The 26480-nt window shown below is 53.4% G+C and carries 22 protein-coding genes; 10 read left to right on the forward strand and 12 right to left on the reverse strand.

All coding sequences use genetic code 11. The features are described 5' to 3' along the window. The first annotated feature begins 42 nt into the window (after positions 1-42). The gene (locus K0T92_RS07395; protein ID WP_219871794.1) at positions 43-357 is read left to right on the forward strand and encodes a hypothetical protein; all 315 of its coding nucleotides are present in this window, start codon (positions 43-45) and stop codon (positions 355-357) included. 63 nt (positions 358-420) lie between these two features. Here the strand turns inward: K0T92_RS07395 and K0T92_RS07400 are convergent, their stop codons facing one another. Beyond that, a complete protein-coding gene (locus K0T92_RS07400; RefSeq protein ID WP_219871795.1) occupies positions 421-1182 on the reverse strand; it encodes a CBM21 domain-containing protein in 762 nt (253 codons plus the stop codon). A gap of 486 nt (positions 1183-1668) precedes the next feature. Here K0T92_RS07400 and K0T92_RS07405 point away from each other — a divergent pair, with 486 nt between their 5' ends. Next, positions 1669-2937, forward strand: a complete 1269-nt coding sequence (locus tag K0T92_RS07405) for a stalk domain-containing protein (RefSeq protein ID WP_219871796.1) — start codon at positions 1669-1671, stop codon at positions 2935-2937. A 652-nt stretch (positions 2938-3589) separates the two neighbouring features. Here K0T92_RS07405 and cydC read toward each other — a convergent pair. The 5 genes from cydC to yfbR all read right to left on the reverse strand — a co-directional run bounded on the left by cydC (position 3590) and on the right by yfbR (position 10566). Further along, the gene (gene cydC / locus K0T92_RS07410) at positions 3590-5401 is read right to left on the reverse strand and encodes a thiol reductant ABC exporter subunit CydC (protein WP_219871797.1); all 1812 of its coding nucleotides are present in this window, start codon (positions 5399-5401) and stop codon (positions 3590-3592) included. Then, positions 5398-7194: a thiol reductant ABC exporter subunit CydD gene (cydD, locus tag K0T92_RS07415; protein ID WP_219871798.1), complete on the reverse strand. Its 1797-nt coding sequence runs from the start codon at positions 7192-7194 to the stop codon at positions 5398-5400. The genes cydC and cydD overlap by 4 nt, the downstream gene beginning before the upstream one ends. Positions 7195-7197: 3 nt before the next feature. Then, positions 7198-8211 (reverse strand): cytochrome d ubiquinol oxidase subunit II, encoded by a 1014-nt coding sequence (gene cydB / locus K0T92_RS07420; protein ID WP_219871799.1) that lies wholly within the window; start codon positions 8209-8211, stop codon positions 7198-7200. Then, complete coding sequence (locus tag K0T92_RS07425) at positions 8201-9601, reverse strand: cytochrome ubiquinol oxidase subunit I (protein WP_219871800.1); 1401 nt, start codon at positions 9599-9601, stop codon at positions 8201-8203. The genes cydB and K0T92_RS07425 overlap by 11 nt, the downstream gene beginning before the upstream one ends. A 329-nt stretch (positions 9602-9930) precedes the next feature. Then, positions 9931-10566, reverse strand: coding sequence for a 5'-deoxynucleotidase (gene yfbR / locus K0T92_RS07430; RefSeq protein ID WP_219871906.1), 636 nt, complete (start codon positions 10564-10566; stop codon positions 9931-9933). Positions 10567-10742: 176 nt separating this feature from the next. On the opposite strand from yfbR, the gene K0T92_RS07435 reads away from it, so the two are divergent. The 4 genes from K0T92_RS07435 to K0T92_RS07450 all read left to right on the forward strand — a co-directional run bounded on the left by K0T92_RS07435 (position 10743) and on the right by K0T92_RS07450 (position 16099). Continuing rightward, positions 10743-12293: a fumarate hydratase gene (locus K0T92_RS07435; RefSeq protein ID WP_219871801.1), complete on the forward strand. Its 1551-nt coding sequence runs from the start codon at positions 10743-10745 to the stop codon at positions 12291-12293. Between the two features lie 132 nt (positions 12294-12425). Then, on the forward strand, positions 12426-13358 hold the full coding sequence (locus K0T92_RS07440; protein WP_219871802.1) for a bile acid:sodium symporter family protein: 933 nt from the start codon (positions 12426-12428) through the stop codon (positions 13356-13358). A gap of 31 nt (positions 13359-13389) precedes the next feature. Beyond that, positions 13390-15204 (forward strand): two-component system histidine kinase PnpS, encoded by a 1815-nt coding sequence (gene pnpS, locus K0T92_RS07445; RefSeq protein WP_219871803.1) that lies wholly within the window; start codon positions 13390-13392, stop codon positions 15202-15204. 175 nt (positions 15205-15379) lie between these two features. Beyond that, on the forward strand, positions 15380-16099 hold the full coding sequence (locus tag K0T92_RS07450) for a response regulator transcription factor (RefSeq protein WP_219871804.1): 720 nt from the start codon (positions 15380-15382) through the stop codon (positions 16097-16099). Between the two features lie 694 nt (positions 16100-16793). Here the strand turns inward: K0T92_RS07450 and K0T92_RS07455 are convergent. Then, positions 16794-17663: a helix-turn-helix domain-containing protein gene (locus K0T92_RS07455; RefSeq protein WP_219871805.1), complete on the reverse strand. Its 870-nt coding sequence runs from the start codon at positions 17661-17663 to the stop codon at positions 16794-16796. Positions 17664-17834: 171 nt separating this feature from the next. Between K0T92_RS07455 and K0T92_RS07460 the strand changes: the two genes are divergently transcribed. Then, a complete protein-coding gene (locus K0T92_RS07460) occupies positions 17835-18914 on the forward strand; it encodes a Gfo/Idh/MocA family protein (protein ID WP_219871806.1) in 1080 nt (359 codons plus the stop codon). Positions 18915-19127: 213 nt separating this feature from the next. After that, positions 19128-20726 carry a family 10 glycosylhydrolase gene (locus tag K0T92_RS07465; protein ID WP_219871807.1) on the forward strand — a complete coding sequence of 533 codons (1599 nt, stop codon included), beginning with the start codon at positions 19128-19130 and terminating at the stop codon, positions 20724-20726. 756 nt (positions 20727-21482) lie between these two features. On the opposite strand, the gene K0T92_RS07470 is transcribed toward K0T92_RS07465, so the two are convergent. The 5 genes from K0T92_RS07470 to K0T92_RS25270 all read right to left on the reverse strand — a co-directional run bounded on the left by K0T92_RS07470 (position 21483) and on the right by K0T92_RS25270 (position 24456). Beyond that, on the reverse strand, positions 21483-21632 hold the full coding sequence (locus K0T92_RS07470; protein WP_219871808.1) for a DUF6254 family protein: 150 nt from the start codon (positions 21630-21632) through the stop codon (positions 21483-21485). 140 nt (positions 21633-21772) lie between these two features. After that, entirely contained in the window at positions 21773-21877 is a 105-nt protein-coding gene (gene cydS, locus K0T92_RS25605; RefSeq protein ID WP_425517630.1) for a cytochrome bd oxidase small subunit CydS family protein, read from the reverse strand. Positions 21878-21906: 29 nt separating this feature from the next. Further along, on the reverse strand, positions 21907-22929 hold the full coding sequence (locus K0T92_RS07475) for a cytochrome d ubiquinol oxidase subunit II (RefSeq protein WP_219871809.1): 1023 nt from the start codon (positions 22927-22929) through the stop codon (positions 21907-21909). After that, entirely contained in the window at positions 22926-24281 is a 1356-nt protein-coding gene (locus K0T92_RS07480) for a cytochrome ubiquinol oxidase subunit I (RefSeq protein WP_219871810.1), read from the reverse strand. The genes K0T92_RS07475 and K0T92_RS07480 overlap by 4 nt, the downstream gene beginning before the upstream one ends. A 52-nt stretch (positions 24282-24333) precedes the next feature. Beyond that, complete coding sequence (locus K0T92_RS25270; protein ID WP_281423118.1) at positions 24334-24456, reverse strand: hypothetical protein; 123 nt, start codon at positions 24454-24456, stop codon at positions 24334-24336. A gap of 223 nt (positions 24457-24679) precedes the next feature. On the opposite strand from K0T92_RS25270, the gene K0T92_RS07485 reads away from it, so the two are divergent. Beyond that, positions 24680-25285, forward strand: coding sequence for a pentapeptide repeat-containing protein (locus tag K0T92_RS07485; protein WP_219871811.1), 606 nt, complete (start codon positions 24680-24682; stop codon positions 25283-25285). Between the two features lie 44 nt (positions 25286-25329). Then, positions 25330-26244: a ribokinase gene (rbsK, locus tag K0T92_RS07490; RefSeq protein WP_219871812.1), complete on the forward strand. Its 915-nt coding sequence runs from the start codon at positions 25330-25332 to the stop codon at positions 26242-26244. The last annotated feature ends 236 nt before the right edge of the window (positions 26245-26480 follow it).

Below are 26480 nucleotides of genomic sequence, written 5' to 3' on the forward strand. Positions count from 1 at the left end.
GGAATTCATAAATCGAATTACACGTGAAGGGGGATGTGGAGTTTGAATGAAGAAAAGTTATCTCAAATTGAAAGTGAAATCGAGCCACTGATTAAACGAATCGTGTTGGATCTTCGACCAGAGAAAATAATAAATCCTGGCACGTTCAAGGAGCTTCATGAAAAGCTGGACGCATACAGGCTGCTGATTGAAGGGCAGTCACATATTCCTCGTTCATTTGCCGGAAAAGTATTTTACTTATTTAACACGCTAATCATCGAAGCCAGCTATAAAAATTATGATGCTGCAATAATGGATGAAGTGTTTAAATTACAACCCTATTTGTATCCTGTTTTCGATGAAAATCTCTGTCTCTAAATGATTTGAAAAGGCGGCCGAACAGGAATAACCTGCTCAGCCGCCTTCTTCATAACAGCCTGCTTATGTCGCTGTATACGTCGCGCCGTAGTTGTCATCCACATAGGTGCTGCCGCCTACAGTGTACTCAATCTTGAACTTGACTGTGCTGCCGCTAGGCACGGTGAACGAATAGTTCCAGTGCTCGGCCGTACCGAAATTGTTGGCCGCTCCGGTATAGGAGGCAAAGCCGGTTTGCGTCGTCGACCAGTTGTTAGTGGTATAGAGGATTTTTACGGTCTTGGCAAAAGCAATATTTTTGACAATAACGCTGCCATTGAAATTAGTGCTGCTTGTCACCTGTCCGTAGTTGCTCAGCACATTCCGTGCGCTCAGAATGGTGGAGCTAGGTCCGAAGCTGTACGGCTCATTGTAGTAATCGGAACCGCCATTATTGTCATAGTATGTCGACCCCGATACGTTATACTCAAGGTAAAACTTAATGAAGCTCAGACCGTACAATTCCGGGTTGGTGTTGTTAAGGGAGCTTGTCGAAACGGCGAAATCCCATCTCTCATAAGAGCCGCTTGTCGGGCCGACATAGCTTGCGTTCTTTGAATACCAGTTTGTGTTATCTGTTGTATAATGGACGGTCACTGTCTTGGTAGGGGCAATATTCTGAACTTCGATCTGTCCGCTGAATCCGACGTAACCATACGGGCCAAGGTACAGGTTGGATTGAATGAGTCTCACTTCTCCGGCCGCGAATGCGGACCCCGCAAAAGCTACTCCCATGATCAATGTGAGCATAACGAAACCGGTCAATATTTTTTGAATGGATTTCATGTCATAATCCTCTCCTCTTCTCAGATAATGGATTACTCAACAAATCTTTGATTCATGAATCCGGCTCTTCTACTGCGCCGTCCCTCTGAAGGGCTCAGCTAATTCAGATGATCGCTACTGACAGCATCCTTTCTCAAGTAAGATAGGTACAGTAAGTCATCATTCCTCCTTCCTTTCATTTATTGCTATAACGCAAGTAAGGAAACTTTTGTATCCCAAATCGTCTCCTGCTTTCAATATACATTCGCCAACCGAAGGTGTAAATAGTAGGTAAGAAGCATAATTATATATAAATATACTCAATAAATGTTAATTTAAAAAAGGGAGTATACTCCCAAGAAGACTGGTGAAAAAGTCACAATGTACGGCTGGGAAGAACACTTCCTCTCGCTTGTTTGCCGCGAATCTCCCTTTCAATGATATGCTCCTATCTTTTTGCTATAATAGGGATCAGTCTATCAAACTATGAAATTACAAGGAGATACAATGGGACAGATTCGGGGAAAAGCAGCAATGTTGTTGTTGGCGGGACTATTGGCGGTTGGCGGTATTGGAGAGGGCAGCGCGCGAGCGGCAACGGTGAAATCGAAGCCGGTGACGATTGTGCTGGATCAAGTCGCACTGCCTCTGGACAGCGAGCCTAAGGTTGCTGGGGGAGTAACGCTGGTACCGTTCCGCGGCATTGCTGAAGCGCTTGGCGTGACTGTCGTATGGGATGCCAAAGGTAAAACGGTTCAGGCGGCAGGCCCTGATGGCCGGGGCGGCACGGCAGATGTTAGGCTGCGCATCGGCAGCAAGAAGGCGACTGTTAACGGCACGGAAATCGCGCTTGCCGGAGCGCCCGTTATGCAGCAGGGAAGGGTGCTTATCCCGCTTGCTTTCTTCGGCAGGCAGTTCGGCGCGAATGTAAGCTGGGACGGTGCGAGCCGCACTGTCGTCATCGTCTCACCCCAGAGAGAGATGGAACTGCTGGGCTTCTACGCGCTTAGTTCCTTCGACCAGCGTGCATGGATTCCATCCTTTAATGAGGTAGCCTTCGGCTGGAGCCGCATTGATGAGAATGGGGAATGGACGACCGGTGGAAAGGAATATAAGTGGCCGCAAGCAGCGGGAGACATTACGCCCGAGGCTCTCATCCAAGGAGCTGCCGCGGACAGCGCGAAGCCTTTCCTGATGGTCTATGCCGTTGACGGCAAAGGGGAGTTGTCCAAGATGCTGAGCACGCCTGCGCTTCGCGACCGCTCGATCGAATCGATCGTGAACACGGTGAAGGACAAAGGGTTTCAGGGTGTTGTCCTTGATTACGAGGGATTGGGCTGGAAGGACGCACCGGAGACACCGCGCAGGCTGCTGAATGAATATACGGCGCTGCTCGATAAGGGGCTGCCGGACGGTGTTAAGCTGTCGCTTGCCGTTCCGCCCCCTAACGGATCTTACCGGGGCTACGATTATGCTTCGCTTGCCCGTACAGCGGATCATCTCGTTCTGATGGCCTATGATTATACAAGAGACGGCAGCCCGGAGCCGAATGCCAAGGTGGATGAAGCGATCCGGATGACGCTGAAGCAGGGCGTGCCCAAGGATAAGCTGATGCTCGGCATTTCGATAGATAGTGAGACCGAGCGTACAGTAACTGCCAAGCTGGGTCTCGCCAAACGCTATGATTTGAGGGGAGCAGCCTTCTGGCGGCTCGGCATCTACACGGATGCGGAGCGTCAGGCAATCGCGGAGAGCGTCTCTCGGGCAGGCGGTTGATTTTCCCTTAGGAAAGAGGAAAGGGGATTGCTATGGCTAATATTGAAGTGCGAACAATCGGGCCCGATGATGCGTAGCCTTAACACTTATTTTGACCAGGAGTTAATGAAATATATTTTATGAACAACGCGTCTGTCCAGAAAGTCCTTGTTGGCAATCTCAACTCCTACTCGATCATCAGACTGTTGACATACTCGTCGCCAGAGGACGAGATCCGTCATTCAAACGCCGAGACAAACGAGATGCGAGAGCGAAATGCGAGCTAGGCGAAACATGCGAAACAGCAGTTTTTTGCTCGATTCTGACCCTATGAAGGTGAAATGCCTGCCAGAGGGCAGGTTTTTCACCTTAGTTTCCCCTTATCGGCCGATTTTTCCCTAAATTCATGCATAATCGCAGGAATGTCCCCATTATGGCGTCTAATAACCGAAATTCATGCACATTCGCAGGCTTCTTACTCCATCACGTTGCCTTCAAACCACACTTGGGGAGGGTGAAAGGCACGAGCTCTTGGTTCGGCGGTTGAGTTGCTTGATGTTTTCAGCGCCCCACTACGCTAAGTCCCATATCCAACGAAAAAGATGCTTCCAATCCCGCTTTTAGTGGTTTTGGAGGCATCCCTTCACATCATTTGGGACTGAATTATTGGAGATTAGACTATTTCGGACAGCCTCTTTTCACGAGCGGGAGCCCCGGGCCGGTCAAGCCGGTACAGCCGCTGATAGTGGGGATGATGGTTCATCAGCTCTGCATGGCTTCCCTGCATCGTAATCCTGCCCCCGTCCATAAATACGATCTCATTCATCTGATCTGCTCCGACGAGATGATGGGTGACCCAGATCAGCGTTCGGCCCTCCAATGTTCGGAATATAGTCGAGAGCAGCTCGCGCTCGGTCATGGGATCAAGTCCGACAGTGGGCTCATCGAGTACGACGACGGGCGTATCCTGCAGCAGGATGCGGGCCAGCGCTACACGCTGCCGTTCCCCGCCGGAGAATCGGCGTCCCGCTTCATGCATCGGCGTGTCATAACCTAACGGCAGGGATTGAATCATCTCATCCAGCATGACCGCCTTGGCGGCCTGCCGGACCTCCTCATCTGTTGCATCCCGTCTGCCGAGCCGGATATTATGGGCAATCGATGTATCGAACAGATGAGGGCTTTGATTCAATACGGAGACAATACGCGGAATGTCCTCGCCGTATTGCGCTGCGCTCACGCCATTAATCGTTACGGCTCCTCTACCTGGGATCAGTGCTCCCTGCAGCAGCTTGAGCAGGGTGGATTTGCCCGCTCCGCTGCGGCCCAGCACTGCAATCCGGTGTCCTTGCGGGATGTGCAGCGACAGCTCGCGCACGGTCCACGGCTCCGCTTCGCTGTAGCGATGGCTGACGTTGTGGAACGAGATGGGGGCCTGCCCCTTCGCGGCAGCGGCGGCATCCTTCATCATGCGGCTGTCCGCACCAGAATGTCCACCAGCCGCAACCGAATTTCCATCATCCCCCCCGCCTCTGGCCGTAATATCATGAAGCCGGTCGTACGAGCTGCGATACTGCGGGATGCGTTCCACGGCATCGGACAGGGGGAGAAACACATCCATAACAGGAAACACGGCAAGTACAAAAGCGGCGATCATCGGAGCGGACAACAGCTGCTGCTCATATTGCCCTCCTGCCCAGTAGAGCGTAGTGACGACGGCGAGGCCGACCGTCATCTGCCCGATCAGCACACGCCATCTTGCCCAGCTTCTCAGCCCGGCATCCTTGCGGGCGACAGCCGCTTCATCCTCTTCATAGCTCCGTATGAATCCCGCATGGCGACCGCTCAGCGTCCAATCCGCCATGCCCAGCACAGCGTCCGTCAGCTTCTGATATAGATGGCTGCGCTCGCGTTTAACCGCTCTGTTCTTGCGATGCGTAAGCAGCAGGGAGATGCAGGGCAGAACGATGAGCAGAAAACCCATATACAAGGCGGCAGCAATGGCAAAGCCCCAATCGAAGGTGCCCAGCATAATAACAATAGCGGCGTAGATAACCAGTGACGCGGCAGCGGGAAAGATTGTCCGCAGATAGACATTTTGCAGCTGCTCCACATCATCGGCCAGCACGCCAAGCAGATCGCCTGTGCGGAACCGGGAGGAGAGGAACAGCGCCTGCGGTTCAAGAATACGGTACAGCCGGACCCGCATCCCGGACAGTATCCGCAGTATCACGTGATGCCCCGTCAACCGCTCGATGTAATGAATAACCGCTCTAGTTATGCCGAATGTGCGGACGCCGACGATCGGCACGTAGACCATCAGAATATTTTCCGGCCGGAGCGCTGACTTGGAGATGAGTGCTCCCGAGGTGAACATGAGCGCTCCGGCGGACAGCAGGGCAATTGCACCCAAGCCGACAATGATGGCAAACTGCCAGAAATAGCGGGCAACGTAAGGGGCCAGCCATGATTCCCGACTCTTCAATGCAATCCCTCCTGCTGTGCTGTCATCATCTCGTAGTACACGCCTCTCCGCGCCAATAGCTGCTCATGCGTTCCGGTCTCGGCGACCATGCCCTGGCGCAGCACGATAATGTGATCCATGTCCGGCATCCAGTGGAGCCGATGCGTCGCGAGAAACACCAGCTTGTTCCGGAACAGCTGCAGCATCTGCTCCTTCAGCTCGTATTCCGTCTCAATATCGAGATGGGCGGTCGGCTCATCCAGCATAACAACAGGACGTCCCCCCAGAAAAGCGCGAGCCAGCGCGACGCGCTGCGCCTGCCCTCCGCTAAGCGGACGGCCGCCGCCTCCGATCATCTCATGGATGTCCTGCGGCAATTGGCCAGCAAGCTCCGCCAATCCGGCAGCGGCTGCTGCCCCCCGGACGGCTTCGTCGGAAGCATCAGGCATATAGAAACGTATATTGTCAGCAAGCGAGCTGCTGAAAATATATGGCTGCTGCGGAATATAGGTAATCCCGCTGCGCCAGCCGCCGTCATTGCCCTCCGAGCCGGAGGGCATGCCGCTCCAATTCATCGTCCCGCCGCTAGGGGTCTTGAAGCCGCTCAGCACGTCGATCAAGGTCGATTTGCCAGCCCCGCTTGCCCCGATGATGCCAATCCTCGCGGGTCCCTTGATGTGCAAGGAGATATCCTTCAACGAACAGGCGCCTTCCGCCTCATGCTGCACACTGACAGATGACAGCGTCAACGATACCGTCGGCTTCTCAGCTGCAGCATATCTGGCGAATGGCAATGCGCCTGCCATAGATCCGACATTCTCCGCTACAGGCGTCTCAACTTTCTGCTTGAGCATGCGCGCAGGCTCATCATCCAGCGGCTCATCGATAATGGCCTGAATCGCCTCTCCGGCTTCTTTGCCGTTCAGCGTAGCATGATAATCCGCCCCTACCATCCGCACGGGAAGAAAATATTCCGGGGCCAGAATAAGAACCGTCAGCGCCGGGAACAGCATAATCTCGCCATTCACCAGGCGGAGTCCCAGATTGACCGCAACCGATGCAACCGAGAGCATCGTGAAGAAGTCCAGCGCGAAGGAGGACAGAAAAGCAACCCGCAGCGTGCGCATCGTAGCGGCTCTGTACTTATCGCTGACACGGGCAATCATGGAGGCGTGAGCACGGCTTTGCCCCAGAAATTTTAACGTTTCAAGGCCGCGCAGCGAATCGACAAAATGGTTCGATAACGAGCGGTAAGACTCCCACTGCGCCTCCATTCCCTTGCGTGCCGCCAGTCCGATCAGAACCATGAATACGATCAGAATGGGCATCGTAAGGGTAAGAATGATCCCGGAGCGTACATCCAGCCAGTATACATAGCCGAGCACGATAGCGGGAATGACTGCTGTCCCCGCCATACGGGGAATAATAAGCTCCAGATAGCTGCGGAACATCGTGACGCCCTCCAGCGCGAGCGTAACCAGATTGCCTGTTCCCTTAACAGACGAGAAGCGCGGGCCAAGCCGGAACAGCTTCTCCATCAGCTCCCGCCGCATGGCGGCACTGGTAGCGGAGGCGAAGCGGTACGCCGCCTTCTGCTGGAGCGTAGTCATCACATGACGGGCGGCAAAGGCGAGCAGGAACAGCAGCATGCTCCAAGCCTGCCTCGCGAGCGGCTCTCCTGCGAACAGGGCGGAAATGGTCTCTGCCAGCCAGTAGGCTGCCCCTATAATCGCTGCGGTTTGCAGGAGAGTCAGCACGGCGGTGACAAGCAAGACGGAGCGGATGCCGCTGTATTTCATCAATGAGCGTCCCATGGCTCAATACTCCAGATGATCCTTCTCGCGGACGCGCTTGTGGAAGACGAAATAGCTCCATATTTGGTAGCCCAGCACAAACGGCAGCAGCGTCAGTGCGGCAATCGTCATCACCTGCAGCGAATAGTGTCCGGACGCGGCATTGTGAATCGTCAGATTATAAGCGCTGTCGGTAGAGCTGATCATCACGCGCGGGAACAGGCCGATGAAGATCGACGCGACCGACAGGGCGATCACCGCTCCGGTCATCGTGAAAGCCCAGCCGTCCTTTTGCCGCTTCATATAATAACCGGACAGCAGGAACGCGGCCAGGCCAAGTGCGGCAATTACGCCAAGAATTGCGCCGCGCACTTGAAACACATCTGTCGCATAATACGTGTACACGGCGAAGGCAACGAGCAGCAGGGCAAGCGGCGGCAGCAGCCTTCTGCCCAGCATGCGGGCGCGCTGCTGAAGCTCGCCTGTCGTGCGCAGCGTGGTGAACATCAACCCATGGACAAGGCAGAGCATGACGACGGTAATGCCGCCGAGCAGCGTATAGCCATTGACGATGTCGAACAATCCGGCGCGCATCTCCATGTCTGCCCCGATGGGCAGTCCCTTCAGAATGGCGGAGAAGGCAACGCCCAGCAGAAGCGGCGGCAGCATGCTGCCGAGGAAGATGATGACATCCCACGTCTTCTTCCATTGCGGCGCATCGACCTTGCCCCGGAATTCGAAGGCGACGCCGCGGCCGATCAGAGCAAGCAGGACGAATACAAGCGGGGTATAGAATCCGCTGAACATCGTGGCGTACCAATGCGGGAAGGCAGCGAACATCGCTCCGCCTGCGGTCAGCAGCCACACCTCGTTGCCGTCCCAGAACGGGCCGATGGAATTGATCAGCACGCGGCGCTGCCTGTCCGTCTTGCCGATAATCGCGGTGGACATGCCCACACCGAAATCGAAGCCTTCAAGGAAGAAGAATCCGGTGAACAGAACGGCTACTAGCAGAAACCATAATTCATTAAGAGACATGGTATCCCTCCTCATAAGGGTCGGTTGAACGCTGCTGCGGTTTGGTTTCCTCGAAAGGCCCCTTTTTGATCACACGGATAAAGAGATAGACCAGAATCGTTCCCAGCACGGCATAGATGACGTTAAAGGCGATCAGCGAGAACAGAACCTCGCCTGCGGATACACCCGGCGAAATACCGTCCTCCGTCCGCATCAACCCGAACACGGTCCACGGCTGGCGCCCGATCTCGGTCATAATCCAGCCAGATGTATTAGCGATGACAGGGAGCGAGATGCCGGCGACCATGGAGCGCAGAAACCATTTGTTCGGCCGCGCCCACTTCTTGCGAATGGTCAGATAGACGGCGTACATGCCCATCAGAATCATGGCCGAGCCGCACGCAACCATAATGCGGAAGCTCCAGAAGGTTGTTTTGACAGGGGGAATATAGTTGCCCGGGCCGTAGGTCTGCTCATACTCGGCTTGCAGCTCCAGCATGCCCTTGACCTCGCCGGAAAATTTGCTGTAGGACAGGTAGCTCAGCAGATAAGGGATTTTGATCTCCCCTGTGTTGCGCTGATTGTCCGTATCGATGAATGCCGTGACCGTCCAGCCGGCAGGATCGCCGCTTTTGCCCCACAGTCCTTCGCTTGCCGCCATCTTCATCGGCTGCGTCTTGACGAGATATTGCGCCTGCTGATGGCCGAACATGGCAACGCCGATGGAGGTGACCACTGCGACGATCGCAGCGATCTGGAAGGATTTGCGGAAGAAATCGGCATCCTGACGCTTCAGCAGCTTGTATGCGCTGATCCCGGTAACAAGAAACGCGCCCGTGGCGAAAGCGCCAAGCAGCGTATGCGGGAACTCCACCAGCAGCTGGCCGTTAGTCAGAATAGCGAAGAAATCGTTCATCTCCGCCCGTCCGTTATTAATCTCGAAGCCGACCGGACGCTGCATGAAGGAGTTGGCGGCAAGAATCCAGAAGGCCGACATGGATGTTCCGAATGCAACGAGCCAGATGCAGAGCAGATGAACCTTCTTGCTCAGCCGCTCCCAGCCGAATATCCACAGACCGATAAAGGTCGATTCCATGAAAAAAGCGAGCAGCGCCTCCACAGCGAGCGGCGCCCCGAACACATCGCCGACGAAGCGGGAATAATTGGACCAGTTCATCCCGAACTGGAATTCCTGCAGAATCCCGGTAACGACGCCGACCGCGAAATTGATCAGGAACAGTTTGCCCCAGAATTTAGCCATCCTTTTGTACATCTCATTGCCTTTGACGACATACATCGTCTCCATGATTGCGATCAGCAGGGCAAGCCCTATGGACAGCGGCACGAAGAAAAAATGAAAGATCGTCGTAGAAGCGAACTGAAGCCGCGAAAGAGTAACGATATCAAACATTGCCTTCCCTCTCTCTCTCTCTTGTGTGTAGGTTTGTAAAGCCATCATGACAGATAGGGGCGAAAGGCTATGTGATAAAAGTCACTACGGGGTATGCAGGGGACAAATGTCGAAAAGCCTTCACATTCCCGCGATAGGGGCATTGAAGATGTGGGGCCGCTTGAGCATGCAAAAAAAACCTTCACATTCCCGCCGTGCGGGCGGTGTTGTGAAGGCTTGTCGCACCGCGCACAGCTCCCGGCGCGGTGTTTCGCTGCATGACGGCGGTTGGCCGACCACATGCAGGCTTTTTGTACAATGCCGCAGCGGCGGCCGTTTATCAACGGGACTCAGTCTTCCCTCGACAACTCATCGAGCGTCATGCTGAAGCTTGGCGCCATGTGGGAGAGGAACCAGTCCACCTCGGGCATGGCAAGCAGAGCGAGCTTGTTCTCCGTCTGGCCTTTGGCGACGGCGAACTCCCGATTGCCGGACGACAATTCGGTCAGGCATTTGATGTAGGCATCCAGCAGGTCGGCTGCTTTCAGTATTTTATGCAGCTCATAGTCGCTGGCCATAGCGCCGCCCGCGGCAGCAGCCAAGCCCGTGCCGGCAGCCGCACCTCTATTGCCGCTGGCATCGCCATGTCCGCCGATTAGCGGAGCGTAGACGTCATGCAATTGCTGGGGCACCATGCCCAGCAGCCGCTCAGCGGCAAGGGACTCGATCTCGCGAAAGGCTGACAGCATTTTCGGATTATGATGCTTCACGGGCGTTGGAATATCGCCGGTGAATACTTCGGTGGCGTCATGGAATAACGCCATCGTTACAGCCCGGTCGGCATTAAGCGACCGTCCATAGATATGATTGCCGATCTCGCACAGCATGTGGGCAAGCAGCGCGACATGGTAGGAGTGCTCGGCCACATTTTCACGGGTCGTATTGCGCATGAGGCTCCAACGCTCGATATATCTCAACCGGTACATATGGGCGATAAAATGACTATGGCTGTCCACTCTCGTGCTCGCTCCCCTTCAATGGAATCCATATTGCCAACCCTCGCGCAGCAGCCATGAAACTGCCACACATCGGGTGCTGTATATGCTATTATATTATATAGTGAATACACAAACGCGACTAGAGAGAGGAGTCATCATTACTGATGCAGCATTTCGAAGAAAGCGTATATAAACTTATCGTAGAGACCTCTACCAATCTGCCAGGCGACGTTCGGGAAGTGATCCAAGCGGCCCAGGAAGTCGAAGACAGCGCTACGCGAGCAGGCCTGTCGCTCTCCACAATTGCGACCAACATTGAGATGGCGGAGAACAATGTTTCGCCAATTTGCCAGGATACCGGAATGCCTACCTTTGTCGTGCATACGCCGGTAGGCGCGAACCAAATGATTATGAAGAGCCAGATTCGCAGCGCAATCGCGCGTGCGACGAAGGATGGCAAGCTGCGCACCAATTCGGTAGATTCGCTGACAGGCGCGAATACAGGGGACAACCTTGGCCCCGGCACGCCGGTCATCCACTTCGAGCAATGGGAGAAGGATGACATCGATGTGCGTCTTATTCTCAAGGGCGGCGGCTGCGAGAACAAGAATATTCAATATAGCCTCCCTACTGAGCTTGAAGGTCTGGGCAAGGCAGGCCGCGATCTTGACGGCATTCGCAAATGCATCATGCACGCGGTATATCAAGCGCAAGGCCAGGGCTGCAGCGCGGGCTTCATCGGTGTTGGCATCGGGGGCGACCGCACGACCGGTTATGAGCTTGCCAAGCAGCAGCTGTTCCGCCATACGCAGGATACGAACCCAAATAACGAGCTTCGCCAGCTGGAAGAATACGTAATGGAGAATGCCAATAAGCTCGGAATCGGCACAATGGGCTTCGGCGGAGAAGTATCGCTGCTTGGCTGCAAAGTGGGCGTTATGAACCGGCTTCCGGCAAGCTTCTTCGTCTCGGTTGCTTACAACTGCTGGGCTTACCGCCGTCAAGGCGTACTGCTGAACTCGGCCTCCGGCGAGATCAAGGAATGGATCTATCCGAGTGGTACAGGCACGCCGATGAAGTTGAAATCCGCTGAAGCTGCTGTGGAAGCCGTGGCAGAGCATCAGGAAGAAAGCCGCGAGATCGTTCTGCAAACGCCGATAACAGAAGAGCAGGTGCGGAGCCTCAAGGTTGGCGATATCGTCACTATTAATGGAGAAATGCATACAGGGCGCGATGCGCTGCATAAGCATTTGATGGATCACGATGCTCCAATCGATCTGAACGGCGCCGTTATTTATCACTGCGGACCGGTTATGATGAAGGATCAAGCTGGCGAGTGGCATGTCAAAGCGGCCGGACCGACGACAAGCAGCCGCGAGGAGCCTTACCAGGGCACGATTATTAAAAAATTCGGCATCCGCGCCGTAATCGGCAAGGGCGGCATGGGAGCCAAAACATTGGCTGCCCTGCAGGAGCATGGCGCCGTATACTTGAACGCAATCGGCGGAGCTGCGCAATATTATGCGAGATGCATCAAGAAGGTCAATGGCGTCGACTTCATGGAGTTCGGAATTCCTGAAGCGATGTGGCATCTGCAGACGAAAGGCTTCACCGCTATCGTTACGATGGACGCGCATGGCAACAGCCTGCATGCCAATGTCGAACAGGACTCCTTCGCGAAGCTGTCCCAGTTCAAGGACCCTGTATTCAGTTAATTCGTAATTCAGTACGGAGCCGGAAGGAGCTTGCCCCGGCGGAATCTTCATCTCGGCTCATTCATCGATACAAATGAGGGATGCGTTACGCGCACTTTAGGATTGGCTTTCAATAAAAGGTTTGAACAATGGATGTTTCTTATTATCCCCGGATCTCTTGTCCTGGGATTTCTTTTTGCGCCGCTGCTGCACCGGTTCGTACCCGCTGTCCCCTATCTCTTCGCCTATGTTACGCTGACGATGGCGCTGGGCTGCGGCATTGGGCATCTGAAGGCGGTCATCCGCAAGCCCGGCATTATGCTGTGGACGTTCATTCTTGCCCATGTTCTGTCGCCATTGATCGCTTACGGGCTGGGCGTGCTGGTGCTTGGAGCGGATTCGCCCTATGTGGTCGGTCTTGTCTTGTTCACTATTATACCGCTCGGTATTTCGACCGTGCTGTGGGTCGGGATGTCCGGCGGCAGCGTTCCGCTTATTCTCGCGATGGTCGTGATCGATTCGGCGCTGAGTCCCTTCGTTATTCCGGCAGGGATACACTTCTTCTTCCGGACGGATATCGAGATTGAGACGGGACAAATGATTGCCGACCTGCTGTTGATCATTGTCGTCCCTACAGCCCTTGGCGTCCTGCTTCATGAAGCAACGAAGGGCCGGATTCAGGGGGCCGTCCACCCCTATTCGGCGCCCTTGTCCAAGCTGTGCTTCGTTGCTGTCGTTGCGCTTAATGCAGCAGCTATCGAGCCCTATCTGACTGTGCTGCGGGGGGATCTTCTACTGGTTGTGCCGCTTGCGATTGTTATGGTGGGGGTGTGCTATGCGGTCGGCTTCTTCGGAACAGCGCCGCTGCGCAACCGGGAGCTGCAGGTGACAATCTCCTATGCCTCGGGCATGCGCAACATCTCGCTTGGTATCGTGCTGGCGCTGGGCTATTTCAGTCCGCTGGCTGCTGTTCCGGTCGTGCTGTCGATTATGATTCAGCAGCCGCTTGCCACCTTGCATCATTATGTTTTACATAAACTTAATAATTCAAAGGCTGGCGCGAAACCTGAGGGACAGGTACGATAAGGGGCGAATGTATGCTTGGAGGATGAGACGAATGAATAGTTATCGCGTACGATTGACGGTTATTATGGTCGTTATGGTCGGCTTCTCGGTGCTTGCTGCCGGAATATTCATGGGCAAGACATTCAAGACTAACCATCTTAATGCGCTGGAGGATAATCTGGTGCGCGAGATGAAGATTATTCTGGATGGGATGGACTGGAGACATGGTGAGCCGGGGGAGCTGTACGAGTATTATACGGAGAAAGCGGTGCGTTACAAAGAAATAACGGAATCACGGATAACGTTTATAAGCGGGGACGGTACCGTTGTCGGCGATTCTGACCATGACCCCAAGATGATGGATAATCACGCCAATCGGATCGAGGTTGTCGAAGCACGAGAAGGCGGGGTCGGCAAGGCAATCCGCCATAGCGATACGCTGGATGCGAACCTGCTCTATGTCGCTATGCAGGTAGAGCCGGGCAAGCAGCAGTCCGATATTATCCGGATGGCGCTCAGCTTGCAGGAGGTTGATGCGAGCATGCAGCGCATCTGGATGGCGCTCTTCATCGGCCTGCTTATTCTGTTTGCCGTCGCTGCTCTGATCAGCTACCGGATTGCCCGCGGCCTTACGAGACCGCTGGAGCAAATTACCCGGGTAGCCAAACGGATCAAGTCCATGGATTATCGCGCCCGGGTGACAGTGAAGAGCAATGACGAGATCGGGGAGCTTGGTCTTGCCATCAATGCGATGGCAGACGGGCTGCAGGTGCAGATGGCCCGCATTCACCAGAATGAAAGCCAGCTGGCGAGCGTTCTCGATAATATGATCAACGGAATCGTGATGATTGATCGCGGGGGACGGGTCGTTCTGCTCAACCGAAGGGCGGAGGAAGTGCTGGGCTTCTCAGCCCGCGAGCTTGTCGGACGCCATTATACGGAAGCGAAGCAGCAATATGAGCTTGCTCAGATTATACAGGATGGGCTTGAGCAGAGAGAGCATCTGCGCGAAGAGATTACCTTTTATTTCCCCGAGGAGCGGCTGCTTGATCTCAATCTTGTGCCGATCTTCGATGAGAATGAGGATTTCGGCGGCGTGCTGCTTGTTCTGCAGGATGTATCGGCGATTAAGCGGCTGGAGCGGATGCGCAGCGAATTCGTCGCTAATGTGTCTCATGAGCTGAAGACGCCGATTGCAGCGGTCAAAGGCTTCGCAGAGACGCTTCTTGGCGGTGCGGTGAACGATCCCGAGACCGCTCGCTCGTTTCTGCAAATTATTTATGATGAGAGCGACCGGTTGAACCGGCTGATCGGCGACATTCTGGAGCTGTCCAAGATTGAGTCTCGCCGGGTGCCGCTTATGTTCTCGCCTATTGAGCTGGGGCCGTTCGTCAGCAAGACAGTGGAGCTGATGGAATCGGAGGCCGCCCGCAAGAGTATTGGGCTTACGATGAAGGTGGAGCCGGGGCTCTATGTGGAGGCAGATGAGGATCGTCTGCGCCAAATCGTGATGAATTTATTGTCCAACGGAATCAACTACACGCCGGATGGCGGTGTCGTATCCATATTGGTAGAGCCGGTGCTGCAGCCATGGATGGAGGGCATGAATGAAGCGGATGTCGATTACGAGCATATTCGCATCAGCATAACCGATACGGGGATCGGCATACCTAAGAAGGATCTCCCACGCATCTTTGAACGTTTCTATCGGGTAGACAAGGCGCGCTCGCGAAGCTCAGGCGGAACAGGCCTTGGCCTGTCCATCGTCAAGCATCTTGTGGAGCTGCACAAGGGCACGATCCAGTTGGAGAGCAATGTCGGAATCGGCTCGACCTTCACGATCGAGCTGCCTGTATTGCAGCAGTAGCCTGGCGAATAAAGCCATCCGGCAGACGGATAAGGAATCAGTTCATGAAACAGGATGGGGCGCCGGAAGGAACAGAAAAAAGGTTTACCCCCAATGGAGACAGTGATATGATGAGTTTGTAAAAAAGAAAGCGCAAATCGCGTAAAGGCAACAAGCGCGTAGGCTGGGGGTCAACATGTCGCAGAAAGTGCTGGTTATTGAAGACGAACCGACACTCGCAAGGCTGCTCTCTTACAACCTGACACAGGAAGGGTACGACACAACGGTGATCGACCATGGCACTGAAGGGTTGCAGACGGCGCTGCAGCGTTCATTTGATTTAATAATTCTGGATATCATGCTGCCGGGCATGAACGGATTTGAGATATTGTCACGGCTGCGGCAGAGCGGCAATGTGACGCCGGTAATCGTGCTAACAGCGCGGAATGCCGAGGAAGAGGTCGTACAGGGCTTGAAATGCGGCGCGGATGATTACATTACGAAGCCGTTCGGTGTCGCCGAGCTGCTGGCCCGCGTATCAGCGGTGCTTCGCCGTACGAACCATGATGAGGGCAGAGTCAGTGAATCCTCGGAGAAGGTCATTACCGCAGGTGAGCTGTACATCTATCCGGAGAAATACGAAGTTATCCTCAATGGCGATTCCGTACCGCTGCGTCCGAAGGAATTCGAAGTGCTGCTGTATTTGGTACAGCGTCCGGGCATGGTTATCACACGGGATGACCTGATGAATGTTGTTTGGGGATTTGATTACATTGGCGGACAGCGGACGGTTGATGTGCATGTCAGCTCGCTTCGCAAGAAGCTGGAGCTTGGCCAGCAATCGGTGCAGATCGAATCGATCCGCGGCGTCGGCTACAAGCTCGTAATGCCCAAGAAGCTGGGAACACCGAAGTGAGTCGGTGCTCCCAGCTTTTGTGTTGTAAGGGGCATTGACTTCAACTTGGTCAGGGAAAGGCAGCAGAGAGATTAGAGCAGGAGAGCTGGAAGAGGGAGTAGTTGGAGCTGAGGCAGGTTGCAGAAGAATAAGGTAGTGGCAGAAGAGGCAATAGTGGGGGAATAAGTGGCAGTAGAGGTAGGCGAAAGTAGAATAAAGTAGTGGCAGAAGAGGCAGTAGTGGGGAGTAAGTGGCAGTAGACGTAGGCGAAAGTAGAATAAAGTAGTGGCAGAAGAGGCAGCTCTCAAGCAGGTAGAGGTGAAAGCCTGCGAATGAGCAGGCTTTACGGCTTAAATAAGCCGTAGTTGGCACAATTCCTGCGATTAGGCATGAATATGTGGTGGAATGGGCCGATAGAGGGAAAATGGGATGAAATTCCTGCTTGTTGGCAGGCATTTCATCCCCAGCAGGCCGGAACGAAGAAAAGCATGCATTTTCGCAGGAATATTCGATGTTTACGGAGTTGCTACTCTCTACAGCAGGCTCAATATGAGTGGCCGCACAAGCTCGGCTCCTTGCCAGGCTCCACCAACGCCCGAAAAAGCCGCAGCAATGCCGGAATGCTGCAGCATTGCAAACATGTCGCACAATGTAGAACCGCCGCAGCATTGCAAACATGCCGCAGCATTGAAATACCCCGCGGAAATGCCGCAGCTTAATGGCGGTTCCAGGCCAGCATGCGTTTCTGGAACTGTTTGGGCGAGCAGTCGTTGTATTTTTTGAACATTTTATAGAAATGCGCCATATTGGGCATCCCGATCCGGTCGCCAACCTCTGATACACTAAGATCCTTCGTCAGCAGAATCCGCTCTGCCCACTTGATCTTCCGGTAATTCACATATTCGGTGAACGATAAGCCAATCGCCTTCTTGAAAAATTTAACAAAATAATAATAGCTCATATTCGCCAGCTTGCACACTTCCTCCACCTGAATGCGTTCAGACAGGTGATCCTCTACGAAATCAAGCACATCGCGGAGCCGCAGCCGGTCGAAATCCTCGCTTTCAGCAAGCACTCTGCCGGGATCGTTGCGAAGGAGGAGCAGCAGAAAACGTTTAATAATCATATTGACAGCCATCTCATAGCCGATCTGCTTCGAGGTGACCTCATGCAATATCGACCGGATGCAATCGGCTGCTTCTTCTCTGGCTGTTTCATTCTCGCGAAAAATATAATTCGCCCGGCTAAGCGGGTTTTTCGTCTCGGAGAAGAAGCGCATGTACGGCATGGTGCTGTGATCGAAGAACTGCTCCAGATCAAATTGCAGCACAATATAGTTAAGCGTGCCGCCGAGACTGCGGTCGCGGTGCAGCTGCTTCACTCCAATCATGGCGATATCTCCGGTATGAAGCCGCATATAGTCATCATCGATATACACATCGAGAATCCCTTCCTCCACAAGGAGCAGCTCCAATTCCCGATGATAATGCCAATTGATGAAGAAATCGTGGTCCCTTTGGGCCTGAAATACTCTAATCGACAAAAGAGGGTTTTCATATACGACCTTCTCATTATAAATTTCCACGATGACACCCCTTCTAAGACAAAATCGCATAAAAGCAACGCCATTCCGATTCTATACTTTGCCCCATATTTTCAACTATACTTATTCTAGTGTTTGAACTGGGATGAAACAAGCATACAATTGAAAATTCCCGTAATTATTGGTGAACAATTGACTGGAGGTAGACAATCAATGTCCAAAGTACGTATCGGCATTATCGGTTGCGGCGGTATTGCCAATGGAAAGCATATGCCAAGTTTAGCTAAAGTCCATGAAGCAGAGATGGTAGCCTTTTGTGATATCGTGGTGGAACGCGCGGAGGATGCGAAACGCAGATTCGGCTACCAGGAAGCGGCTGTATACAGCAATTATCACGATATGCTGCGTGACCCGTCCATAACGGTCATTCATGTCTGTACACCGAATGATTCCCATGCCGAAATCTCCATCGCAGCGATGGAAGCAGGCAAGCACGTTCTGTGCGAGAAGCCGATGGCGAAGACGGCACATGATGCGCGCCGTATGCTGGATGTTGCGAAGAGCACAGGCAGGAAGCTCAGCATTGGCTACAACAACCGTTTCCGCGCTGACAGCCGCTATTTGAAGGATGCTTGCGCGGCAGGCGAGCTTGGCGAGATTTATTTTGCCAAGGCGCATGCGATCCGCCGTCGTGCGGTTCCAACGTGGGGCGTGTTCCTGGATGAAGAGAAGCAAGGCGGCGGGCCGCTTATCGATATCGGTACGCATGCGCTTGACCTTGCACTGTGGATGATGGACAATTACAAGCCCAAGGTTGTTCTGGGCCGTGCTTACCATAAGCTGTCCCAGACCGAGAATGCGGCTAACGCATTCGGCTCATGGGATCCTAAGCAGTTCACGGTAGAGGATTCGGCATTCGCGATGATTACGATGGAGAACGGTGCATCGATTATGCTGGAATCGAGCTGGGCGCTTAATACGCTGGAGGTTGATGAAGCTAAAGTTACGCTATGCGGAACCAAAGCAGGCGCTGATATGAAGAAAGGCCTGCGCATCAACGGTGAGAAGAACAGCCGTCTGTATGTCAATGAAGTTGAGATGAACGCCGGCGGTGTTGCATTCTATGACGGCGCAAGCGAGAACCCGGAAGAGCTGGAGATGCGCACTTGGATCGACGCCGTTATTAATGATAAAGACGTGCTCGTGACGCCTGAGCAGGCGCTTGTCGTTTCGGAGATTCTTGAAGCGGTGTATGAGTCCTCGCGGACGGGCAAAGCGATCCATTTTGAATAGTGACTCATCTGCGGTTTGAGGACTGCAATGGATTCGAGATTCGGTGAAGGCCGGGGCTGCTAAGCTCCGGTCTTCTTCATGCCAGGCAGCAGCAGACAGGGGCGTGGTGGCGCAATAATCGGGCAGAGGAGCAACAAATCCGCCTGTAAAGCGTCTAATGAAAGGGGAATCTTTCCTTGATTCTCAAATTCAAGGCTCGGAGGATTAATGCAAATGAGATTTCGGCTAGTCGCAAGCTTGCTATTATTGTTCAGCATGTTGTTGTCGGTGAATCCGGTTCCTGAAGGTGTGCAGGCAGCATCCAAGGACATCCGCATCGTATTGGACGGTTCGCTTATCAGCAGTGATGTCGCTCCTTACGTGCTTCCCAAGGCCAATGTGACGATGGTTCCGCTGCGTGTTATTAGTGAGAATTTCGGAGCTGTAGTGGACTGGTCTCCGGCTGCGAGGAAGGTAACGATTGGACAAGGAACGACGACGATTATTATGAGGCCGGGGCAGAAGACGGCAGACGTAAGCGGAAGCAGCGTTACGCTTGATGCCTCTGCAGAGCTCAAGAGCGGTAGAGTTATGGTTCCACTGCGGTTTGTTGGAGAAGCGCTTGGCGTAAAGGTGGAATGGGACGGGATGACCCGGACGGTGTATCTGAATTCCGGCACGCTCATGCCTGATCCTGGTGCTGGCAATGGGGGAGGAAGCAAGTCGGGGTTAAAGGCGGTCTGGGTTTCCACTATCTATAATTTGGACTGGCCTTCAACGGGATCCCATGGTAACAAACTGCTTCAGCAGCAGGAATATAGTGATCTTCTGGATGAGCTGCAAGAGATGGGGATAAATACAGTGTTCGTGCAGGTGCGTCCATCTGGTGATGCCCTCTATCCGTCAGACATCGTGCCATGGTCGAAGGTGCTGACAGGCAAGCAGGGCGCTGCACCGGATTACGACCCGCTTGGCTTCATGGTGGAAGAGACTCACCGGCGGGGCATGGCTTTTCATGCCTGGTTCAACCCGTTCCGGGCGAATACCGATTCGGATCTCAGCAAGCTGGCTCCCAACCATGTGGCAGTAGCGCAGCCGGACTGGGTTCTGAAATCCGGGAACGGACTGCTCATCAATCCGGGCATTCCGGACGCCCGCCAGCATATTATCGATACGATCATGGAGGTTGTGAACGGCTATGACATTGACGGCGTTCATCTGGATGACTACTTCTATCCATCCTCCGGAGCATTAAACGACGATGCCACGTACCGGACATACAATGCCAATCATCAGATCACCAAGGAAGATTGGCGCCGCGATAATATTAATACGTTCGTCCGGATGCTGGGGGAATCCATTCATAGTGCCAAACCGAAGCTTAAGTTCGGCATCAGTCCGTTCGGCGTATGGCGCAACAAGGCGAAGGATGTGACCGGCTCCGATACGAGCGCAGGCGTTACCGCTTATGACAGCATGTCCGCCGATGTAAGAACATGGATCCGCCAGGACTGGATTGATTATGTTGTACCCCAAATTTACTGGAGCCTGTCCTTCAATGCGGCTCGTTATGACAAGCTGGTGGATTGGTGGGCTGGCGAGGTTGCGGGAACGAATGTCGATCTCTACATCGGCCATTCTCCTTATAAGCTTGGAACAGGGGAGAGCGGCTGGCAATCAGCGCAGGAGATTATTGACCAGCTCAAGTATAATCTCAACTATCCTGAGGCTGTAAAGGGCGATGCCTTCTTCAGTGCCAAGGATCTGCGGAGAAATCCGCTTGGAATCAAAGATGCGCTGCAAGCCTATTACGGCGCGCAAGCGGGGCAATAATTTCATACATCGGGATGAGTAAAAGAGCGCGAGTGATAGGGGATTTCGCCCCTGTCACTCGCGCTTCTTGGTTCATACTCGACTGCGGCGCCATAACTGCTTCGGCAATAACCGTTCATAGAAGGTTCCCCAGCGCGCCTTTCACCTTCTCCAAGTGTGGTCTGAAGGCAGCGTGACAGAGTAAGAAGCCTGCGAATGTGCATGAATTTCGGTTATTAGACGCCATAATGGGGACATTCCTGCGATTATGCATGAATTTAGGGAAAAATCGGCCGATAAGGGGAAACTAAGGTGAGAAACCTGCCCTCTGGCAGGCCTTTCACCTTTGTCAGGCCAGAAATGCGAAAAAAGCTGCCGTTTCGCATGTTTCACCTGGCTCGCATCTCGTAATTCACATCTCGTATGTCTCGGCGTTCGAAATTACGGATCGATCGCCCTCTGGCAAGGAGTACGTGGGCAGTCACATGATCGCAGGCATTCCACATTGCACCGCTTCTTTTAATCAGAAATTCTGTACATACCACTTACACCGGCTTCCATTACTGAGCCCTGCCATATTGTCTGGCTTTCACAGCAGTTCGAGGGGGATATCTCAAATGGGAAACACCGAGTGAGTCAAACCCATAAAAAAACAAAAGAACCTTCAAAACCACTATAAAAGTGGAGTTGAAGGTTCTTTACAACCCTTTATTACATACAAAGTGGGAGCTGAATATCAGCCACAAGCTAATGCTGCTCCAACCTTACGCCAACTGCTTATTCATGGCGCTTGCTGTTCTCATAGCCGGCTACACCGGACGAGCTCTCATCTGACAACTCTGCGAGCGATTTGATCTCGCCATGCGGCTTCTGATTTTGCTTGCGGCTTTTCCAGGCGCTTTCCCGGCGTCTTTGCGAAGAGGTCATGCACATTGCTCCTTTCGTGGGAGAGATGAACGGACCCTCTTAGCGTGCGCGTTCCAGCGCAGCTGTATTCTTCAGCGCCTGCCGCATATGCAGTCCTTGGCATTGCCGCGCCCGAAGAGCTTTTTTGTCAATCGGCTGCATTATTCAAGCTCACGCCTTGGCTTTCTTGCTCCCCACCAGAACAGCAGGACAACGGCGATTGCCACGACGAGAAAAGGGGCTACGAAGATCAGAAATTCATTCATTGTTACCTACCTCCCATGAACGATAATAATTATTTGCCGCGCTTGCCCTGCACATATTTGGCATCGAAGAGAAACAGCCGCATAAGCAGGTAAAGCGACGGGACAAGCAGCAGCAAGCCGAGAATGAAGACTGAGATCAGCGCAAGCGCCATCGGTTCACTGGTGAAATTATCGTGAATCGTTAAGTACGGATACAGAATATACGGCAGATGCGCGGCGCCATAGCCGAAGAAGGCGAACCCGAACTGCAGCATGACGAATATAAAAGCGAGCCCGAGCCGCTTCCGTGTCCACAGCAGATAGACAGCTACTAGGAAACAGCCAAAGGAAACAACGAACATCCAGGCGAGGGATGTCATCCGGTCAAAGTGCTCCGCATTATGGCCGCGAATAGCGAAGAAGACAAGCAGACTGCTCAGAATGGTCGGCCCGCTCCACGCCAGCGCATATTTGCGGACGATCTCGAAGGCAATGCGGTCATTGGCACGGTTCGCATAGTAGCTGAGGAACATCGCCGAGATGTACAGCACGCTTACAATCGCCAGCAGGACGACTGCCCATGAATAGGTGCTGGTGAACAGCTTGCCGTACAGAAAGGTCAGCTTGCCGCTCGCGTCCACCTCAATATATCCGCCCTCCGATATAGTCATTACGGTGGAGAGCGAGGCCGGAATTAAGAGCCCGCTTGCGCCGTACAGAAATACGTAAGGCGTCTTGCTCCGTGTACCGTACGTGTTAAAGGCATAGTAGGAGCCGCGAATGGCCAGCAGAATGACGGCGACACTGCCCGGCACGAGCAGCGCGGTGCCAAAGTAATAGGCGGTATCCGGGAAGAAGCCGACGATACCAACGAAGAAGAAGACGAGAAACACATTCGTAACTTCCCATACGGGCGAGAGGTAGCGCTCAATAATATTGTTGATGAGATGGCGCTTGCCTGTTATCGCACTGTAGTAGCTGAAGAATCCGGCGCCGAAGTCAATAGAGGCTACAATCAGGTAGCCGAATAGAAAGATCCACAGTACGGTAATTCCAAGCACTTCATAGCTCATGCGTTGTCGCCCCCTTCAATGCCTCGTGACTTCATCTCCTCTTCCGCCGGGTTGCTGCGGAACATTCGTGTAAGCACGCGAACAGATGTTACGCCGAGAACGATATACAGCAAGGAGAAGAGCAGCAGCATTGTATCGACATGATCGGATACGGTCGCACCCTCCGATGTCTTCATAATGCCGCGGAGTATCCAGGGCTGACGCCCGATCTCGGAGAAGATCCAGCCATGCTCTATCGTCAGCATCGCGACAGGCGCGGCAACGATGATGGCGCGCAGCATCCATTTGTTCGAGAAGGCGAGATGTCTTTTGCGCCAGAGCAGGAACATGAAGGCGGCTGCGACAAGCGTCATAAGCGCGACAAGCCCCATTTTCATATCGAACAGGTAGTGAATTATGAGCGGCGGATGCTCATCCTCAGGGATATCATTCAGTCCGGTGACCTCCGCATTCGGCAGGCCGTGAGCAAGAATGCTGAGCGCATAAGGAATTTCGAGTCCGTACTTGATCTCATTGTCCTCGGTCAGTATACCGCCGAGCACGAGCGGAGCTTTCTCGGATGTCTCGAAATGCCATTCCATGGCAGCCAGCTTCTCGGGCTGGTAGTTGGCCAAATATTTGCCGGACAGGTCGCCGATAATGGCGCTGCCGATAATGAAGACGAAGGCGGAAACCATCGTCAGACGGAGCGCTTTCTTGTAATAGACATGATTGCGGCCCTTGAGCAGCGACCAAGCTGCAATTGCTGCAAGCACAAGAGCGCAGGTTAAGTAGGCGGTAATCAGCACATGCGACACCTTGGTCGGCATCGCCGGACTGAGCATAGCTCCGAATGGCTCGATATCGGTGATTTTGCCGTTCTCCACAGTTACGCCGGCAGGCGCATTCATAAACGCGTTCACGATGGTAATGAAGAACGCCGATGCGGACGAGCCGAGCACGACAGGCACAAGCAGCCAGAAGTGAACCATTCGATTCTTGAACCGGTCCCACGTATACAGATAAATGCCGAGAAAGATCGCTTCGAAGAAGAAAGCGAACGTCTCCATGAACAGCGGCAGTGCGATGGACTGTCCCGCAACACGCATAAAGCTAGGCCACAGCAAGCTGAGCTGCAAGCCGATCGCCGTACCTGTCACAACACCGACGGCGACTGTAATGACGAAGCCGCGCGCCCAGCGGCGGGCCATAAGCAGGTAATGCGGATCATTCCGCTTAATGCCGATCCATTCGGCAAGCGCAATCATCAGCGGGACGCCAACTCCAAGCGTTGCGAAGATAATGTGAAAGAAAAGTGTAAATGACGTCAAAATCCGGCTGTACATGACCGGATCGTATGCGCTTAATAACATCTAGAATCCCCTCCAGCTTGTTGTGCTATGTTTACTATTACCTGTTCAGGCATCAACTGAATATTCTTCGGGATAAGGCCAGCAGCATAACGGCTGCGACCACAATACAGAGGATAATGAGCCTTTTCTCTTGCTTGGCAACGCGATTGTCCTTCGAACTGCGGTTATTCTCCATCCTGATCCCATCCCTCCAAAGTCTAAGTATGTGATAATCTTACTAGTATTATAAACAGATATGTGATATTTTTCACATACAATTGTGTCTTATGTCTGAATAAATGATGTCGAACTGTTGAACCCGGACGTTGATGCCATACCGCAGGGCGGGCAGTTCGTGCTAGAATAAAAAAAGAACAGACATCATGTAAAGTATCAGTAAGGTGAGAGGATGAACGCTCATGTATCAATATATAGACGAGACATATGAAGGAGTGGATTTCAGCTATTCCGACAAGCGGGATGGAGAGCTCCAGCATTGTACGTTTAAGAAGTGCAGTTTTCGCGGGACATCATTGGAAGAGATCAATACGATAGGCTGCAGCTTTATTGAATGCGACTTTAGAGATGCGGGATTGAATGCCTCCATACATAATGATTCGGCCTTTATGAATTGTCAGTTTAGCGGTGCTAATCTTTTCGTGGCCAAATTTATTAATTGTAAAATGACGGGTTCGGACTTCGCGGCAGCCCAGCTCGACGGTGTTACCTTGAGCAAAGGGGATTGGTCTTACACGAATCTGCGCAATCACAATCTCTCCAAGCAGGACTTGCGCGACATTCGCTTCATTGAAGCGGATCTCTACAGCTGCAATCTTCAGAAAGCGGATCTGCGGGGGGCTGATCTGACCGGCGCCCATCTGGTCAAGACGAATCTGCAGGGGACGGATTTCAGAGGAGCGATATTGGACGGTGTTGACTTCAAAGCGCTGGATTTGAAGGGCGCACGTATGGACATGAGCCATGGGGCGGCTTTTCTGCGCGCGTTAGGAGCTAAAGTAGACTAAGAGAGCCTATTAGTTCAATTGACAAAAAGGGTGTGGATGCTATAGTGAACAAGCCTCGAATTGCGGTCGTTGGAAGCTTGAATATGGATGTCGTTGTATCTGTGGAGCGGCTCCCGAGAATTGGGGAAACGATTACGGGTGAAGCCGTTCATTATATACCCGGTGGCAAAGGGGCCAATCAAGCGCTGGGCTGCAGCCGTTTGACAGCCGAGACGGTTATGGTAGGGTGCATCGGCTCCGATCCATTCGGGGCAACGGTACTCCATGGATTGGCTGCCAGCGGAGTGGGTCTTGAAGCGGTAGGCGTTATGGAAGAAATAATGACGGGAACGGCTCATATATCGCATACGCCGGAGGATAATTGCATTATTGTCGTAGCCGGAGCCAATGCGCTATGTTCGGCAGCCTATGTCCGCCAGCATGAAACAGTGGTCGCATCGGCCCATGTAGTCATGGCACAGCTGGAAATTCCGCTTGACGCGGTCATCGAGGCCTTCACTATCGCGAAGAAGGCGGGAAGAGTAACGATACTTAATCCTGCACCGGCGAGAGCTTTGCCCGAGGAACTGCTGCTGTTGACGGATTACGTTACGCCCAATGAGACGGAATGGGAGCTAATTAGCGGCGTGTCCGGTCAGAGTGACGAGAGCCTGCTGAGCAGCACAATTATCGAATGGGAGAAGCAGTACAGCAGCAAGGTGATCATGACGCGGGGGGATAAGGGATGCTCCTATGTGGAGGATGGGCAGCTGCATACATGTCCGGCCCCCCGCGTTCAAGTTGTGGATACGACAGGAGCGGGGGATGCCTTCAATGCGGCCCTCGCGTACGGTCTGGCGCAGCACAAACCATTGGCAGAGGCTGCCGCGCTGGCTGTCACCTCTGCCTCCCTCTCTGTACAGAGGTTCGGAGCACAGGACGGCATGCCGTCACTGCAGGAAGTTGAAGCAGCGCTATAGCCCGGCCTGAGCCAGCTTCTCGTCTGCTCCGTATGAAGGGAGCGGCTCTGAATATTGCCACCGCATCGCTTAAAGCCCCTTCGGGTCCGCCCAGTGGAGCTTTAAGCGACATTGGATTGGAGCTCCCGGCGAATCGCATGGCCTTGTATGATCGTGGTCGATCAAATTACTGCTGCCGGGGGGAGCTCCATCAACAGCGAACATTCCTGCGAAATAGCAGGCTTTTACTCGGTTCC

It is taken from the genome of Paenibacillus oenotherae (genome assembly GCF_019443105.1).
Taxonomy (GTDB): domain Bacteria; phylum Bacillota; class Bacilli; order Paenibacillales; family Paenibacillaceae; genus Paenibacillus_Z; species Paenibacillus_Z oenotherae.